The following is a 16,664-nucleotide window of genomic DNA, read 5'->3' on the forward strand; positions in this document are numbered from 1 at the left end:
TTGACAAAGTCCGGCACCCAGCGTCCCGCTCTGGTATGACACGTCGCACGACCGTCCGAATACGCCTTCGCACGTCTGTTCCGTCCGGGGAAGTCGGGGTCCCGGCCGCCGCTCCGGAAATTTCGGCTGTTCACTGCCTAATCCCGTTGAGACTCCGCCGTCCATTGGCGAGAGTCGGCGGCATGGAATTCTTCTGCTACCACCGCGACCGGCCCGGCTCCCTCACGTTGCGCGAGAAGCTGACGGAGGATCACTGGTCCTACATGGATCAGTACGCCGAGGAGTTGATAGCGCGGGGTCCGACCTTCGCCGCCGACGGCGAGACGCCGACCGGCAGCGTGCACATCGTGGACCTGCCGGATCCCGCCGCCGCCCGGGCGTTCGCCTTCGACGAGCCCAACTACCAGGCGGGTGCGTACCGGGACGTGCTGCTGCGGCGGTGGCGCAACACACTGGGCCGCACCATGTGGGACTTCCCCGGTGGCGCCACGGGCGGAAACCGGTACCTGGTCATCGGCCTCGGCTCGGGACAGGCCGCCGATCTCGACGTGCCGCCGACCCGGGACGGGCTGATCGCTTACGGGCCGCTGCTCTCCGACGACGGCACCCTCTGGCTGGGCACGGCGGCACTGGTCATGGCCCCGGACCCGGCCACGGCACGCGCCGTCCTGACACCGGAGCGGTACGCCGGCATCGAGGTGCACGACTGGGAGTTCGGCGGGCGGCGGTAGCGACGGCAATTGCGGGCCGAACGTCCCAATGTGTCACTCGGCCCGCCCGGACAATGCACGGAAAGGACAACTGTGAATCCGAATCGGTGAAATACCGGTGGAACCCCGAGGGCCGCGTCTGCCGTGCTGCAATATCCGTCATCACGAGTGGTGATGGGCGACGTGGACGTGTGCGGAGGCGGGGCAGTGACTCTCTCCGTCCGGGTGCGGATGCGTCAGGTGAAGCGAGGCATCAGTGATGTCAGTACAAAGGCTGCGGGACGCCGGAAACCAGTCGGGCTTCTTCCGGGAGTTGGTCGAATCCTCACAGGACGCCATCCTCATGAAGACCCTGGACGGGCAGATCACTTTCTGGAATGCGGCAGCGCAGCGACTGTACGGATACACACCCGAAGAGGCCGTCGGCAGCCATGTCGGCATGCTCGTGCCCCCCGACCTCAAGGACGAGGAAACCGGCCTGCTGGAGCAGCTCGCCCGCGGCGTACGGATCGAGCACTACGAGACCCGTCGGACGGCCAGCGGCGGTCGCGTCCTGGACGTCGACGTGACCCTGTGGCCGATCCGCACCCGCGACGGAGCCATCACGGCCGCCTGCTCGATCATGCGTGACATCACCGCCCGCAAGAGATCCGAGGCGGAGCTCACCGAGTTGCACGCGCAGCAGCGGCAGATCGCGCTGGCCCTCAACCTCATGGGGAACGCCAAGCAGATCCCCGGCGCGCTCGCGGCCAGCCGGTATCTGCCGTCGACCCAGGGGCAGGGGGTCGGCGGGGACTGGTTCGACCTGATCGACCTGGGTGCCGGGCGGGTCGGGGTCTTCGTCGGGGACGTGATGGGGCGGGGCCTGGACGCGGCCGTGGTCATGGGCCAGCTGCGTTCCGCGGCCCGCGCCCTGGCCCTGGCGGGGCTTCCGCCGTGCGAACTGATGCAGACGCTGGACGCGTTCACGCGTGATCTGCCCGAACCGTTCGTCACCTGCGTCTACTTGCAGGCCGACCCGGCCCAGGGTGAGGTGACGGTGTGCTCGGCCGGTCATCTGCCGGTGCTCCTCATCGAGCCGGACGCGACGGTCCGCGAGCTGCCGGTGCCGACCGGCATCCCCCTCGGGGTGGGCGGGGTGCCTCACCAGCAGGTCCGTCTTCCGCTGCGGGCCGGGACGACCCTGGCCCTCTACACCGACGGTCTGGTGGAGACGGCGAGCAGCGACATCGACCTCCGCCTGAAGCTGGTGACCAGCAAGCTGGAGGACGTCTTCGCCACTGCCGGTGGCCTGGAGAGCGCCGCCGACCACGTCCTGCACGCACTGCTGCCGGACACCGACGCGTACGCTGACGACGTGACCCTGCTGCTCGTCAGCTTCCCCACGGCACCCCTGGACACCGCGGAGACGCGTCTTGCCGACGAGGCGGTCTCGGTCCCGGCGGGGCGCCGGTTCCTGCGGGCCAAGCTGCGGGAATGGGGGCTCACGGCACAGGCCGACACGGCGCTCCTGCTGGCCTCCGAACTCCTGACCAACGCGTTCCGCCACGCGCGGGGGCCCATCGGTCTGCGGGTGTGGCACAGCGTCCGCGAACTGGGCGTGGAGATCACCGACCACAGCACGCCGCGGCCGCGGGCCCGGCTCGCGGAGAGCACGGAGGAGGACGGCCGCGGCCTGCTCCTCGTCGAGGCCCTCGCCGACGCCTGGGGCACCCGGCCCACCACCAGCGGCAAGACCGTCTGGTTCACCTTGCTCGTCGCTCCGGTCGAGCAGGGCTCGGAACAGGCAGCTCTGGCGCCTGCGCCCGGCTGACGCCTTGGGAGGGCGGCATGCCTGCGGCACGGCCAGGGCAGGCACGGGACGACGCCTCGTACGCGGCCGTCCCAGCCCGCTGCTGCTTCCGTCAGCCGACCCGCGCCGCCTCGGGCTCCCCGGTGCCCTCCGTGGGCTCGGCACGGGCGGTGTCCTCCGGGCGCTCCACGGAGACGGAGCCAGAGCCGGAGCCGGCGGGCCCGGTGCCCGCGGTGGAGCCGTCCGGACGGCTCCAGCCGTCCTCCGGTTCGATCGCCACGCCGCGCCACCACGGCTCCGCCGGAGCGGAGTCCGACGCGGGCTCGAACGGCTGCCCCGGGACGGGCAGCGCGATCCTCGCCCCCACGGGGCCCGCCGCGGCGACCGTGCCCTCGCCCGGCGCGGCCCACGGGTGCGGCGCGAGGTTGAACGTGCCCCAGTGGATCGGCAGCATCACGCCTTCGGGCCGCCCACCCTGGAGGTCCAGGTGCGCGCGCAGCCCCTCCTCGGGCGTCATGTGGATGTCGGGCCAGAACTCGCTGTACGCCCCGATCTGGATCATCGTGACGTCGAACGGGCCGTGCTCGGCGCCGATCTCCTGGAAGCCGGCGAAATAGCCGGTGTCCCCGCTGTGGTAGACGCGGTGCTCGGATCCCGTGACGACCCAGGACGCCCAGAGCGTGTGCTGCTGGTTGCGCACGCCACGGCCGCAGAAGTGGCGCGCGGGTGTCGCCGTGAGGGTCAGGCCCCCCACCTTCGCGGCCTCGTTCCAGTCGAGTTCGCGCAGCCGGTCGGCGGGGACGCCCCAGCGCTCCAGGTGGGCGCCGACGCCCAGCGGCACCGCGAAGACCGTGTCCGTGCCCGCCAGGGCCTTGATGGTGGGCATGTCCAGGTGGTCGTAGTGATCGTGCGAGATCACCACGACGTCCACCGGTCCGAGCGCCGCGAGCGGCACCGGCACGGGGTGCAGCCGCTTGGGCCCGACCCAGGAGAAGGGGGAGCACCGCTCGCCCCAGACCGGGTCGAAGAGCACCCGCTGCCCGTCGATCTCGGCGAGCACGCTGGAGTGCCCCATCCAGGTGATCCGCAATCCGCTGGCGGGTGGCTCGGCGATGTCGGCGAGGGTCGTCGCGTGCACGGGGATGGTGCCCGTGGGGCCGCGCCGGATCCGCTCTTCCTTGCGGAAGTAGATCTTCGCGAACTCGAGCGTCGAACCGGTGGGCCGGGTCCGCGCCCCCTCGGGGTTCTGGAAGGACCCGTCGGCGAAGTTCGGCGATCCGTGGATCCTCGCGAGCCGCTCGCCGGCCGGATCCGCGCCGAAGGCGGCGGTCCTGAGCGAGCGGAGCCCAGAGCTCAGCGAACGGGACACAGCACCTCCTGGAAGGGATGTAGGTCTCCATTATGTGCACCGCCCGCGACAGCGGTCGTCCGGAGGGGCCCGCATCGGGCCACCCGAGCGTCCGCGCGTGATGTACTCCTACTGATCCCCCATTCAGCAGGAGTCCGCTCCATGCCTTCAGCGCCCCCGGTACCCCCAGCGCCCGCCGCCCCCTCCCCCACACCCCTCCTCTCCCTCACCTGGACCGACCACATCACCGGCCACCGGGGTTTCCTCGTCATCGACCGTCTCGTACGCGGCGTCTGCAGCGGCGGTCTCCGGATGCGCCCAGGCTGCACGCTCGACGAGGTCACGGGACTGGCCCGCGGGATGACGATGAAGGAGGCCCTGCACTACGACCCCAGCGCCCACTACATCCCGCTCGGCGGCGCCAAGGGCGGCATCGACTGCGATCCGCGCGCCCCGGAGGCGTACGACGTCCTGGTCCGCTACCTGAGGGCGATGCGCCCCTACATCGAGAGCTCGTGGACCACGGGCGAGGACCTGGGGCTGACCCAGGATCTGGTCGACGAGGCGGCGGCGGAAGCAGGCCTGATCTCCACCGTCCAGGCCGTCTACCCGCTCCTGGACGACGAGGCGACGGCCCGCGCACGCCTGGCGGACGCGTTCGCTGTGGAGGTCGACGGGATCGGCCTGGACGAGCTGGTCGGCGGCCACGGGGTCGCCGAAGCGGTCCTCGCCGCCCTCGACCGCGCGGGCCACGCGCACGCGGGCACACGCGTGGCCGTGCAGGGCCTGGGCACCATGGGCGGCGCCACCGCCCGCTACCTCACCCGGGCGGGGCTGACGACGGTGGCCGTCGCCGACATCAAGGGCACGATCGCCAACCCGGCGGGGCTCGACGTGGAGGCACTGCTCGCCGCCCGCGACGCGCACGGCACGGTGGACCGCGCGGTCCTGCGCCCCGGCGACCGCGAGCTCCCGGGCGAGGCCTGGCTGTCCACGGAGGCGGAGATCCTGGTCCCCGCGGCGGTGTCGTACACGATCAACCAGACCAACCAGGCGCGGATCACGGCCCGTTGGATAGCGGAGGCAGCCAACATGCCCGTGCTGCCCGAGGCGGAGCGTCTCCTGGCCGAGCGCGGCATCACCGTGCTGCCGGATGTCGTCGTCAACTCCGGTACCAACGCCTGGTGGTGGTGGACGCTCTTCGGCGACATCGGGCCCGACGCGGACGAGGCCTTCGCGCACACCCGCCGCTCGATGCGGGCCCTGGTCGACGTGATGCTGCGGCGCGCGGAGGCGGACGGCACCACTCCGCGTACGGCCGCCCATGCGCTGGTGGCGGACCGTCTGCCGGTGATCGGGGAGCGATTCGGCTGGTACGCGAACGCGTAGCCGGGAGGTGGATAGGCTGCCCGGCGTGGCGAGAGTGCGGTTGAGCGTGGCGGAACGGCGGGCGGAGCTGCTGGCCGCCACCGTCGAACAGATCGAGGTGCGTGGTGTGGCCGCCGTGCGCATCGCGGACGTGGCCGCGGCGCTGGGGGTGAGCAACGCGCTGGTCCTGTACCACTTCTCCACGAAGGAGAGGCTGGTGGCAGCGGCCTTCACACACGCCGCGGAGGCCGACCTGGCCCATCTCCGCGCCCTCCTGGGCCGCCGCACCACCGCCCTGCGCCGGCTGCGCGCAGCCGTCCGCTGGTACGCGCCCACCGGCCAGGCCAAGGGCTGGCGCCTGTGGATCGAGGGCTGGTCCGCCGCACTGCGCGAGCCCACCCTGCGCACGGTGACGCGCGACCTGGACCAGCAGTGGAAGGCGGCCCTGGCGGAGGTCATCGCGGAGGGCGTCACCGAGGGCGAGTTCACCTGCTCCGACCCCGGGACCACGGCCCTGCGGCTCACGGCCCTCCTGGACGGCCTCGCGGTGCAGATGACGGCCTACGAAGGCACGCTGCCCCGCTCCCGCATGCTGGCCTGGGTGGACGAGGCCCTGAACCGCGAACTGGGCCTGGCTCCGGTCGAAGCGCCGACGGGCTGAGGGGCTGATCGACTGAAGGGCTGACCGGCTGACGGACCCGCCCCGCACGCGACGAAGCCGCCTGCCCGGTTCCCCCGAGGGCAGACGGCTCGCGTCAGGTGTCCAGAGATCAAAGCCGGAGCAGGCGACGTGGTGCTCTGCCGACTGAGCTACGCCGACCCGAAGTCGACGACGGGACTCGAACCCGCGACCTCCCCATTAGGAGTGGAAGTAGCCCGCGCCTTCGCACCTGGACGCTCTTACCGTAGCGATCCCCTCCCACGGAGGCACCTGGTTTTCTCCGTGGGCGCCGCCGCCTTCAGGAAGCGGACTCGATGTGCATCCTGACGGTGTACGGGTCCACGCTTCCCTTGGCCGCCACGTGGTCGCCCGACGACTCTCCCCGCAGCCGCCGCCCGAACCACGGCACCAGGTACTCGCGCGCCCAGTTGATGTCGTCCCGCCGCACCTCAAGGGTGCCGCGCGGCGGCTCCGGGGGCCACGGCTGGTCCGGGTCCGCGGGGACCTCCAGGCCCAGGACCTGGGCCGCGCGGAGCGCCACGCGCGTGTGGCCCTCGGCGGAGAGGTGCAGGCGGTCGCCGTCCCAGGCGCGGCGGTCCTGGATGGTCTTGAGGGACCACAGGTCGAGGACCGGGCAGCCGTAACGGTCGGCGATCGCTCGGACATGGCCGTTGTACGTGGCGATCTTGCCGCGCAGATGCTTGAGGACCGGCACCCCGCGGGTGTCGAATCCCGTGGTCACCATGACGGTGCCGACCGACGAGGTGAGGTCGGCGACGGCTCGCTCGAACCGCTCGGCGACCTCGTCCGGGTCGGTGCCGGGGCGGATGATGTCGTTGCCGCCCGCGCAGAACGTCAGGAAGTCGGGGCCCAGCTCCTTGGCCAGGGGCACCTGGTCGGCGACGATCTGGTCGAGCAGCTTGCCGCGCACGGCGAGGTTGGCGTACCGGAACGTGTGCTCCGGCTGCCGGTCGTCGAGCAGCACGGCAAGGCGGTCGGCCCAGCCGACGAACGTTCCGTCAGGGCCGGGGTCCCCCACGCCTTCGGTGAAGCTGTCGCCGACCGCTGCGTAGGAGGTGAATGTGTCAGGGATGAAGGATGTCGACTCTGCTCTCACATCGTCATATCTTTCACCTCGCTAAGTGACCTACGCCACCGTAGGGAGGGGTTGACGGGGGGTGAGATAAGCCACCGGTCAAGATTCGTCCAAGCCAGGAATACCTGAGGGGTCCGACGGCACTCATACGCGACGGGCGTTCATGCCCGACGGAAACGGAACACCGCCGCGTCCAGATCCCCGCGAAGCCCCGTCCGCAGCCCGTGGTGCAGCAGCACCGCGCCCCGGTGGATCGCGCCCGTCTCCTGGCAGACGTAGGCCGCCGTGGGGTCGAGCCCCCGCAGCCGCACCCTGGGCGGCTCCTCCCCGTAGGACTGCGCCCGCAGCCAGGCGAGGACCACGGTCTCGTCGCCGTGGACGTACTGCACCGCGCTGAGCGGCTCCGACGGCGGGCGCAGCCGGTAGAGGTCCCCGAGCTGCACCGCGGGCCTGATCTCCTTGTGGAGCTTCACCCAGTCGCCCGCTTCGGCCAGCTCGCCCGCACTCCACTCCATGAGGTCGCCGCCGATGCCGAGGACCCCCGCCATCGCGCTCACGAAGCGGAAGCGCAGCGTACTGACCCTGCCGTTGAGCTGATTGTTCGGACTGTCCGTCACCCAGGCGGCCATCACCCGCGCCGGGTGCAGCTGGCCGAAGCCGTGCTGGATGGCGAGCCGGTCCAGGGGGTCGGTGTTGTCGGAGGTCCACACCTGGTCGGTACGGGAGAGGATCCCGAGGTCGATCCGGCCGCCGCCGCCCGAGCAGGACTCGAAGGCGACGGAGGGATGCGCGGCCCGCAGTCGGTCCAACAGGCCGTAGAGGGCGTGCACATGGGCGTTCCAGATGCCCTGCGGGTAGCTCTCGCCCGGCCAGCCCGCGTCGGTGAAACTGCGGTTGAAGTCCCACTTCACGTAGTCGATCGGAGCACTGGAGAGGAGCGTGTCGAGCTGCTCCCAGAGGTACTCCTGGACGTCCTCGCGGGCGAGGTTGAGCACGAGCTGGTTGCGGAACTCGGTGCGGGTGCGCCCGGGTTGGTGCTGCACCCAGTCGGGGTGCGCCCGGTAGAGGTCGCTGTCGGGGTTGACCATCTCCGGTTCGACCCAGATCCCGAAGCTCATGCCCAGCGCGTGCACGTCGTCGGCGAGGGGCTTGAGGCCGCCGGGGAAGCGGTCCGGGTTGGGTGTCCAGTCGCCGAGCCCGGCCCGGTCGCTGACGCGCTGCCCGAACCACGCGTCGTCCACCACGAACAGCTCGACCCCCATGGCCGCGGCCCGTCCGGCGAGCGCCCGCTGCTGGTCCGCGGAGATGTCGAACTTGGTGGCCTCCCAGGAGTTGTAGAGCACGGGCCGCGGCTCGGCCGCGTCCGGGATCACGTGCGCGCGCTGATAGGCGTGCCAGGCCCGGCTCGCCCCGCCGAAGCCGCCGCCGCTCCACAGCCCGGCGAAGACCGGCGTCACCGTCCGCGTGCCGGGTGCGAGCAGTTCCTGTCCGGCGTCGTCGTGCCCTTGGCCGCCGGTGATCTGCACGGCCCCGTCCGGCAGTTGGCCCACCGCGATCCGCCAGGAGCCCGACCAGGCCAGCGCGCAGCTGTAGACCTCGCCGTGCTCCTCGGTCGCCCCTTCCGCGTCGAGCGCGACCCAGGGCAGGTGCTGATGCCCGGTGTGTCCTCGACGGCTGCCGATGACCTTCTCGCCGTACGTGATCTCCGACCGCACGAGCCGTGACTCGGCCGCCCAGCGCCCGTGCAGCTGGGAGAGCCGCCAGTGCTCGCGGGAGGGCAGGGTCCAGGTCGCGGAGTCGGCGCGGAGCAGCTCGAGTTCGGGTGCGTCCGCCGGCCCTTCGTGGCGCAGGACGGCGAACCGCTCGATGACGTCCCCACGCGTCCGATAGACGAGCGTGACCCCCAACTGGTGCACGGGGTCCTGGAATTGGAGCCGCAGTTCGTCGGGCCCGGTCTCGGCCGCCGAGAACCGCCACTCGCTGCCGCGCACCCCGGCGCCCCGTACGGACAGCGCGGGGCGCACGAAGCGCCGGCCGCCCTCGACGGGATACTCCTCGTGGCCGTCGAGCCGCGACTCGAAGGACCACTCCGCGGGCAGCGGCTCCGCCGCGAGCGCCTCGGCGTCGGCGAGCGCGATGCGCGGCCCCCAGTGCAGGTGCAGCAGCTCGTCGCCGTCCGTGAGCCGCAGCGCGTAACTGCTGGTGGGACCCGAGAGCAGCCACGTACGGCCGTCTTCGCCGACCTCGATCATCGATCCCCCGCAGTCGCAGAGACGGATGCGTGTGTACGCACATCATCAAGGGGGATGACCTGTGAGGCAACGCTCATGCGTCAGCAGTGATTGCCTCAGGAACCCATGTCGTATGGTCGAAGCCGCACCCCCACCGGCGAGTCGCGCCGGCGGCCGGACGGGAGGAGCCCCCGTGACGCAGCAAGTCCCGCCGACAGAGCTGACGACGACCGAGCCGGCGGAGCCGGAGCTGTCCGGAGTCCGCAACTTCCGTGACGTGGGCGGGCTTCCGACCGTGGACGGCCGCCGTGTCCGGCGGGGCCGCCTCTTCCGCAGCGGTCACCTCGCGCACGCCACGGCGGCCGACGCCGCGTTCCTCTCCACCCTGGGTCTGCACACGATCTACGACTTCCGCAACGCGGCCGACCAGCGCCTCGAAGGTCCGGACGTCGAGCTGCCCGGCGTCCGCAACGTGAACCTGCCGCTGACCGACCCGGCCCACGGCGCCGAGTTCTGGGTGATGGTCCGCGACGGCGACCTGGACCAGCTGCGCGCGGCCCTCTCCGAGGGGCAGGCCGGGGGGCGGATGACCAACACCTATCGCGAGATCATCAGGGACCGCACCGCCGAGCACAGCCGGATACTTCACGAGATGGCCGCCGACAGCGTGCCCGCCCTGATGCACTGCGCCGCGGGCAAGGACCGCGCAGGCCTTTCGATAGCCGTCACGCTCCTCGCCGTCGGCGTCGAGCGCGAGGCCATCGAGGCGGACTACCTGGAGTCGAACGCCACCCACCGCCGCTACAAGGTGCACCGCAGCAACAGCTCCCCCAACGCGATGTCCCCCGAGGTCATGCAGCTGCTCAGCCCGCTCTTCGAGGCCCGCGCGGAGTATCTGGCCGCGGCCTTCGAGACGATCGGGCAGATCTGGGGCGACACGGAGACCTACCTCACCGAGGGCCTGGGGCTGGCCCCGGAGACCCGTGAGCGGCTTCGCGAGCACCTCCTGGACTGACCGCTACTGGTTCTGGGCGCCCAGCGTGAACAGCAGGTAGATGAAGGCCGCGAAGAGGTGGCCCACGGCGACGTAGACGATCAGCCGGACCCAGAGCCCGCGGGGGAACTTCTCCTCCATGGACATGGCCTTCTTGGCGGGCACCGCCTGCCCCCGCTGACCGGCCTGCTCGGGCTGCTGCGCTTCGGGTTCCGTCATCGCGGGTCTCCCAGGGTGGGGCTGTGCGGGGTCCCGCCGAGGCACAGCGCGGTGGCGGGACTCTGCAGCAGGGTGTGGACGAAGAGAAGGTCGGTGCCGAGGCGGTCCGCGGCGGCGATCCGGTGCGGGGTGAGCGAGTCGAAGTGCGCGCTGTCCCCCGGTTCGAGCGTGTACGTGGTGTCGCCGAGCCGCAGCCGAAGGTGCCCCTGGAGGACGTACAGCCATTCCTCACCGGGATGAACGCGCACGATGTCACCCTGTGCCCCCTGCGGGACGTGCACCCGCAGTGCCTGCATGCCACGGGCCTGCGCGCCCGCCGGCCAGTAGGTCCAGCCGCCCGCCCGGGTCGGTTCCATGTCCGAGGCGCGGACGATCGCGTCCCGGTCGGCGGGCGTCTCGCCGAGCAGCTCCGAGACGGTCGTACCGTAGGTGCGGGCCAGTGCGAGCAGCAGGGGCAGGGACGGCTGGCGCTGCCCGGTCTCGAGCCGGGAGAGATGGGCGGGCGAGAGCCCGGCGTTGCGGGCCGCTGCCTCCAGGGTCAGCGAGGCGCGTCGGCGCAGCTCACGTAGTTGCGGGGCGACGGCAGGCAGGGCGTCGGCTGCCTCCGGGTCGAGCGGTGCGGACTCGGCGTTGCTCATACCTCGATTGAGCCAGGCTCTTGCCCCCGAGGCAACTTTCTTGCCTCAGAGGCAAAAGCTGATCGCGCGGCGCCACACCGACCGGATGGCACCTCTCGCCGGCCACATGGCGCCTCAGCGGTTCGCGACCGCCTGCTTCACCAGCGTCCTGCCGAAGTCCCACATCAGCCCGCCGCCGCTGTGCGCCTCGTCCATCACCGCGGTGAAGGCCTCCACGAACCGGTCGACCTCCTTCTCCCCGACGGTCAGCGGCGGGATCAGCTTGATGACCTCCAGATGATCGCCGGAGACCTGGGTGAGGATGCGGTGCTTCTGCAGCAGCGGCACGACCACCATCTGCGCGAAGAGCCCCTTGCGCGCCGCCTGCAGCATCGTCCAACGGCTGCGCAGCTTCAGGGACTTGGGGCGCCCGAACTCGATGCCGATCATCAGGCCACGGCCGCGCACCTCGCTCAGCAGCTCGTAGCGGTCGACGAGCGCGCCGAGCCGCGCCTTCAGGAGTCCGCCGGTGACGCGCGCGTTCTCGACGGTCTTCTCGTCGTCCATGACGGAGAGCACCGCTAGCCCGGCCGCCATGGCCTGCGCGTTGGACCCGAAGCTCGCCGAGTGCACGAGTACCCGGTCCATGGACGAGAAGACCTTCTTGAAGATCCAGTCCTTGCCGAGCGTCGCGCCCACCGGCACATAGCCACCGGACAGCGCCTTCGCGACGCACAGCAGGTCCGGCTCCACGCCTTCCTCGTGCTGGTAGGCGTAGAAGTCGCCGGTCCTGCCCAGGCCCGTCTGCACCTCGTCGGCGATGAGCAGCGCCTTGTGCTGGTGGAGCAGCTCCTGGGCGGCGCGCAGATAGCCGGGCGGCGGCTCGTGCACGCCCTTGCCCTGGATGGGCTCGACGATCAGCCCCGCCACGTCGCCCTTCTTCAGCTCCTTGCGCAGGGCGTCCAGATCGCCGAGCGGGACGGCGGTGTCGGGAAGCAGCGGCGCGAACCCGTCCCGGAACCCGGACTCGCCGTTCACCGACAGGGAGCCGGTGGTCAGCCCGTGGAAGGCGTGGGCGCAGTAGAGCACCCTGGGCCTGCCCGTCGCGTACCGCGCGAACTTCAGGGCGGTCTCGACGGCCTCGGTGCCGCTGTTGCCGAAGAAGACCCGGTCCAGGTGCGGACTGTGGGTCAGCAGTCTCTCGGCGAGGAGCCCGGGCAGCGGCTGGCAGTCGAAGCGCGTCAGATCGGCGAGCGAGGCGTCCAGGACGTCGTGCAGCGCCTTGCGTACGACGGGGTGGTGGCGGCCCAGCCCCATCACCCCGAAGCCCGCGAGCATGTCGAGATAGTCGTTGCCCTCCGCGTCCCAGAAGTACGCGCCCTCGGCCCGCTCGTAGACCTTGTCGAAGCCGATGGTGTGCAGCATGCGCGGCAGCTGGTGATTCAGATGCCGGGCGTGCAGTTCGTAGCGCTCGGCGCCCCGCTCGGCGAGGAGTCTGCCGAGGTCGAACTCCTTGGTCATGCTCCGTGCTCCTTGGCTGCCAGTGTGGCGCTGATCCGCCCCGCGATCTCGACCGGGGTGAGCCCGAGGTCCGCGAGCACCTCGGCCCGCTTGGCGTGCGCGAGGAACTGCTCGGGGATGCCGAACCGCCTGATGGGGACGTCGACTTCGGCGTCACCGAGGGCGAGGGCGACGGCCGCGCCGACCCCGGACGCCCTGCTGTTGTCCTCGACGACCCCCACCACGCGGTGCCGTGCGGCGAGGGCGGGCAGCTCGGCGTCGACCGGCTTGACCCAGCGCGGGTCGACCACGGTGCAGCTGAGGCCCCGCTCCCGCAGCAGCTCCGCCGCCTGCAGGCAGACCGGCGCCATCACGCCGACCGCCACCAACAGGACGTCCGCGTCGGCGTCCTGGCCGTCCTGGCTCAGCACGTCCATGCCGCCGATCCGGTCCACCGCGGGGATCGCCGGTCCCACCGACTCCTTGGGGAAGCGCAGGAGCGTCGGCGCGTCGTCCACGGCGACCGCCTCCCGCAGCTGGACGCGGAGTTGGTCGGCGTCGCGCGGCGCCGCGATCCGCAGGCCCGGCACGACCTGGAGGATCGACATGTCCCACATGCCGTTGTGCGAGGCTCCGTCGACGCCCGTGACCCCGGCCCGGTCCAGGACGAAGGTGACGCCGCACTCGTGCAGCGCGACATCCATCAGGAGCTGGTCGAAGGCCCGGTTGAGGAAGGTGGCGTAGACGGCGACGACGGGGTGCAGGCCGCCGGTCGCGAGCCCGGCCGCCGACACCGTGGCGTGCTGCTCGGCGATGCCGACGTCCCACACCCGGCCGGGGAACTCCGCCGCGAACTTCGTCAGACCCACCGGGTGCAGCATCGCCGCCGTGATCGCCACCACGTCGGGGCGCTCCCGGCCGACGCGCACGATCTCGTCACCGAACACCGAGGTCCAGGAAGGCCCGTTGGAGGGTGCGAGCGGCTCGCATGTCAGCGGGTCCATCACGCCGACCGTATGAAAACGGTCGGCCTCGTCGGCGAGCGCGGGTTCGAAGCCGCGCCCCTTCTCGGTGAGGCAGTGGACGATGACGGGTCCGTGGAAGCGTTTCGCACGTCGCAGTGCCGACTCGACGGCCCCCGTGTCGTGGCCGTCGATCGGCCCGACGTACTTGAGGCCCAGGTCCTCGAACATGCCCTGCGGCGCGAAGGCGTCCTTGAACCCCTTCTTGGCGCCGTGCAGCGACTCGTACAGCGTGTGTCCGACGACGGGTGTGCGCTGGAGTATGTCCTTGCCCCAGGCCAGGACCTGTTCGTAGCTGTCGGTCGTGCGGAGCGTGGCCAGGTGGTTGGCGAGGCCGCCGATGGTGGGGGCGTACGACCGTTCGTTGTCGTTGACGACGATGATCAGCGGCCGGTCCTTCGCGGCCGCGATGTTGTTGAGCGCCTCCCACGCCATGCCGCCGGTGAGCGCGCCGTCCCCGATGACGGCGACGACATGGCCGCGCTCCCCCTGGACCTGACGCGCCTTGGCCAGGCCGTCGGCCCAGCCGAGCGCGGTCGAAGCGTGGCTGTTCTCGACGATGTCGTGCTCGGACTCCGCGCGCGAGGGGTAGCCGGAGAGGCCGCCCTTGCCGCGCAGCTTGGAGAAGTCCTGCCGGCCGGTCAGGAGTTTGTGCACGTAGCTCTGGTGGCCGGTGTCCCACACGATGCGGTCGAGCGGTGACTCGAAGACCCGGTGGAGGGCGATGGAGAGTTCCACCACCCCCAGGTTGGGCCCGAGGTGACCTCCGGTCCTGGCGACCGCGTGCACCAGGAACTCCCGGACCTCCTCGGCCAGTTCGTCGAGCTCGGCCTCGGTCAGCGCCTTCAGGTCACGCGGTCCCCGAATGGATTCCAGAATGGTCATGCTCGGGCCCCCTCTCTGGTTGAACTCAGCTCACGGTGACGTCGGGCACCCCTGAGGTGACGCCGTCGTCCTGCATCTGTGCGGCGATCTTCATCGCCTCTTCGATGAGGGTCTCCACGATCTTCGACTCGGGGACGGTCTTGATGACCTCGCCCTTCACGAAGATCTGACCCTTGCCGTTGCCGGACGCGACGCCCAGATCCGCCTCACGGGCCTCCCCCGGCCCGTTCACGACGCACCCCATGACCGCGACCCGCAGCGGCACCTCCATGCCGTCCAGACCCGCCGTCACCTCGTCGGCCAGCTTGTACACGTCCACCTGGGCCCGCCCGCAGGACGGGCAGGAGACGATCTCCAGGCGGCGTTCGCGCAGGCCGAGCGACTCCAGGATCTGGATGCCGACCTTGACCTCCTCGGCGGGCGGCGCGGACAGCGAGACCCGGATGGTGTCGCCGATGCCCTCGCTCAGCAGCGCCCCGAAGGCCACCGCCGACTTGATCGTGCCCTGGAACGCGGGCCCCGCCTCCGTCACGCCGAGGTGCAGTGGATAGTCACAGGCCGCGGCCAGCTGGCGGTAGGCGTTGACCATGACCACCGGGTCGTTGTGCTTCACCGAGATCTTGATGTCCCGGAAGCCGTGCTCCTCGAAGAGCGACGCCTCCCACAGCGCCGACTCGACCAGAGCCTCCGGGGTGGCCTTCCCGTACTTCTTCAGAAGGCGTGCGTCCAACGAACCCGCGTTCACGCCGATGCGGATCGGCGTACCGGCGTCGTTCGCGGCCCGCGCGATCTCGCGCACCTTGTCGTCGAACTGCTTGATGTTGCCGGGATTCACGCGCACGGCCGCGCACCCGGCGTCGATCGCCGCGAACACGTACTTCGGCTGGAAGTGGATGTCGGCGATCACCGGGATCTGCGACTTCCGCGCGATCGTCGCGAGGGCGTCCGCGTCGTCCTGCGTCGGACACGCCACCCGAACGATCTGGCAGCCGGACGCAGTGAGTTCGGCGATCTGCTGCAGCGTCCCCCCGATGTCGGACGTACGCGTCGTCGTCATCGACTGCACCGAGACCGGTGCACCACCCCCCACGGCCACCGGCCCGACCTCGATGCGCCGCGAGAGGCGGCGCTCCGAGATCGGCCGGACCGGCAGCTCAGGAAGGCCCAGTGCCACAGGCGTTCCAGGGGTCATGACGTCACCCGCGGTTTCCGGAGACCGTTTCACGGGCGGCGCGGATGGACTCCTTGAGGGAGCCCATGGTGGCGAGGACGGCGGTCGGCTCGTAGCCGCAGTGCGCCATGCAGTTGGCGCACCGCGGGTCCTTGCCGCGGCCGTACTTGCTCCAGTCGGTCTCCTCGATGAGCTCCTTGTACGTGGGGACGTACCCGTCGCTCATCAGGTAGCAGGGGCGCTGCCAGCCGAAGAGCGAGTAGTTCGGGATCGCCCACGCGGTGCAAGGGAAGTCCGCCTTGCCCTCCAGGAAGTCCAGGAAGAGCGGCGAGTGGTTCAGGCGCCAGCGCCTCCTGTTGCCGCCCGCGAAGGCCTTCTTGAAGAGTTCGCGGGTCTGCTCGACGCCCAGGAAGTGCTCCTGGTCCGGCGCCTTCTCGTAGGCGTAGGCGGGCGACAGCATCATCTCGTCGACCTGCAGCTCATCATTGAGGTAGTTGAGGACCTCGATGATGTTCTGCGGGGTGTCGTTGCTGAAGAAGGTCGAGTTGGTGGTGACGCGGAAACCGCGCTTCTTGGCCTCCTTGATGGCCGCCACCGCCTCGTCGAACACGCCCTCCTTCGCGACGGATTCGTCGTGCCGCTCCCGCATTCCGTCGATGTGCACGGCGAACGCGAAGTACGGCGAAGGCGTGAACTTCTCCAGCTTCTTGCGCAGCAGCATCGCATTGGTGCACAGGAAGACGTACTTCTTCTTGGCGACCAACTGGCGGACGATCTCGTCCATGTGAGGGTGCATCAGCGGCTCACCGCCGGCGATGGACACCATCGGCGCACCGGATTCGAGCACGGCACCCACGGCCTGGGCCACCGGCATGCGCTGCTTGAGCACCCCGGCGGGGTGCTGGATCTTGCCGCATCCCTCGCACGCGAGGTTGCATGCGAAGAGCGGCTCCAACTCCACGATCAGCGGGAACTTCTCCCGCTTGCGCAGCTTCTGTTCAAAGAGATACGTCGCGACCTTGACGGTCTGGCGCAGCGGCATGGCCATCT

General features: G+C 70.6%; 14 protein-coding genes. 5 read left to right on the forward strand and 9 right to left on the reverse strand.

All coding sequences use genetic code 11. From position 1 onward, the window contains the following. The first annotated feature begins 182 nt into the window (after nucleotides 1–182). Both OG302_RS08040 and OG302_RS08045 read left to right on the forward strand, forming a co-directional pair. Entirely contained in the window at nucleotides 183–731 is a 549-nt protein-coding gene (locus tag OG302_RS08040; RefSeq protein WP_371526118.1) for a YciI family protein, read from the forward strand. Between the two features lie 238 nt (nucleotides 732–969). Then, a complete protein-coding gene (locus OG302_RS08045; RefSeq protein WP_371526119.1) occupies nucleotides 970–2,523 on the forward strand; it encodes a SpoIIE family protein phosphatase in 1,554 nt (517 codons plus the stop codon). A gap of 91 nt (nucleotides 2,524–2,614) precedes the next feature. Here OG302_RS08045 and OG302_RS08050 read toward each other — a convergent pair whose 3' ends face one another. Then, nucleotides 2,615–3,871: an MBL fold metallo-hydrolase gene (locus tag OG302_RS08050; RefSeq protein ID WP_371526120.1), complete on the reverse strand. Its 1,257-nt coding sequence runs from the start codon at nucleotides 3,869–3,871 to the stop codon at nucleotides 2,615–2,617. A gap of 141 nt (nucleotides 3,872–4,012) precedes the next feature. Here OG302_RS08050 and OG302_RS08055 point away from each other — a divergent pair, with 141 nt between their 5' ends. Together OG302_RS08055 and OG302_RS08060 are read left to right on the forward strand one after the other, a co-directional pair. Then, the gene (locus OG302_RS08055) at nucleotides 4,013–5,239 is read left to right on the forward strand and encodes a Glu/Leu/Phe/Val dehydrogenase dimerization domain-containing protein (RefSeq protein ID WP_371526121.1); all 1,227 of its coding nucleotides are present in this window, start codon (nucleotides 4,013–4,015) and stop codon (nucleotides 5,237–5,239) included. Nucleotides 5,240–5,264: 25 nt separating this feature from the next. Next, nucleotides 5,265–5,879 (forward strand): TetR/AcrR family transcriptional regulator, encoded by a 615-nt coding sequence (locus OG302_RS08060; protein ID WP_371526122.1) that lies wholly within the window; start codon nucleotides 5,265–5,267, stop codon nucleotides 5,877–5,879. Nucleotides 5,880–6,177: 298 nt separating this feature from the next. Here OG302_RS08060 and OG302_RS08065 read toward each other — a convergent pair whose 3' ends face one another. Then, nucleotides 6,178–6,996 carry an SGNH/GDSL hydrolase family protein gene (locus OG302_RS08065; protein ID WP_371526123.1) on the reverse strand — a complete coding sequence of 273 codons (819 nt, stop codon included), beginning with the start codon at nucleotides 6,994–6,996 and terminating at the stop codon, nucleotides 6,178–6,180. A gap of 140 nt (nucleotides 6,997–7,136) precedes the next feature. After that, on the reverse strand, nucleotides 7,137–9,227 hold the full coding sequence (locus OG302_RS08070) for an alpha-galactosidase (RefSeq protein WP_371526124.1): 2,091 nt from the start codon (nucleotides 9,225–9,227) through the stop codon (nucleotides 7,137–7,139). Between the two features lie 172 nt (nucleotides 9,228–9,399). On the opposite strand from OG302_RS08070, the gene OG302_RS08075 reads away from it, so the two are divergent. Beyond that, the gene (locus tag OG302_RS08075) at nucleotides 9,400–10,221 is read left to right on the forward strand and encodes a tyrosine-protein phosphatase (protein WP_371526125.1); all 822 of its coding nucleotides are present in this window, start codon (nucleotides 9,400–9,402) and stop codon (nucleotides 10,219–10,221) included. Nucleotides 10,222–10,224: 3 nt separating this feature from the next. On the opposite strand, the gene OG302_RS08080 is transcribed toward OG302_RS08075, so the two are convergent. The 6 genes from OG302_RS08080 to hpnH all read right to left on the reverse strand — a co-directional run bounded on the left by OG302_RS08080 (nucleotide 10,225) and on the right by hpnH (nucleotide 16,662). Next, nucleotides 10,225–10,341: a DUF6126 family protein gene (locus tag OG302_RS08080; protein ID WP_361830421.1), complete on the reverse strand. Its 117-nt coding sequence runs from the start codon at nucleotides 10,339–10,341 to the stop codon at nucleotides 10,225–10,227. Between the two features lie 74 nt (nucleotides 10,342–10,415). Continuing rightward, the gene (locus OG302_RS08085; RefSeq protein WP_371526126.1) at nucleotides 10,416–11,057 is read right to left on the reverse strand and encodes a helix-turn-helix domain-containing protein; all 642 of its coding nucleotides are present in this window, start codon (nucleotides 11,055–11,057) and stop codon (nucleotides 10,416–10,418) included. Between the two features lie 114 nt (nucleotides 11,058–11,171). Continuing rightward, nucleotides 11,172–12,557, reverse strand: coding sequence for an aspartate aminotransferase family protein (locus OG302_RS08090; RefSeq protein WP_371526127.1), 1,386 nt, complete (start codon nucleotides 12,555–12,557; stop codon nucleotides 11,172–11,174). Then, nucleotides 12,554–14,443, reverse strand: a complete 1,890-nt coding sequence (gene dxs / locus OG302_RS08095; protein ID WP_371526128.1) for a 1-deoxy-D-xylulose-5-phosphate synthase — start codon at nucleotides 14,441–14,443, stop codon at nucleotides 12,554–12,556. The genes OG302_RS08090 and dxs overlap by 4 nt, the downstream gene beginning before the upstream one ends. A 25-nt stretch (nucleotides 14,444–14,468) precedes the next feature. Next, nucleotides 14,469–15,635 carry a flavodoxin-dependent (E)-4-hydroxy-3-methylbut-2-enyl-diphosphate synthase gene (gene ispG / locus OG302_RS08100; protein WP_361829835.1) on the reverse strand — a complete coding sequence of 389 codons (1,167 nt, stop codon included), beginning with the start codon at nucleotides 15,633–15,635 and terminating at the stop codon, nucleotides 14,469–14,471. A gap of 4 nt (nucleotides 15,636–15,639) precedes the next feature. Next, nucleotides 15,640–16,662: an adenosyl-hopene transferase HpnH gene (gene hpnH, locus OG302_RS08105; RefSeq protein ID WP_361829837.1), complete on the reverse strand. Its 1,023-nt coding sequence runs from the start codon at nucleotides 16,660–16,662 to the stop codon at nucleotides 15,640–15,642. Nucleotides 16,663–16,664 lie beyond the last annotated feature (2 nt).

Origin of the sequence: Streptomyces sp. NBC_01283, assembly GCF_041435335.1 — a bacterium.
Lineage (GTDB): Bacteria > Actinomycetota > Actinomycetes > Streptomycetales > Streptomycetaceae > Streptomyces.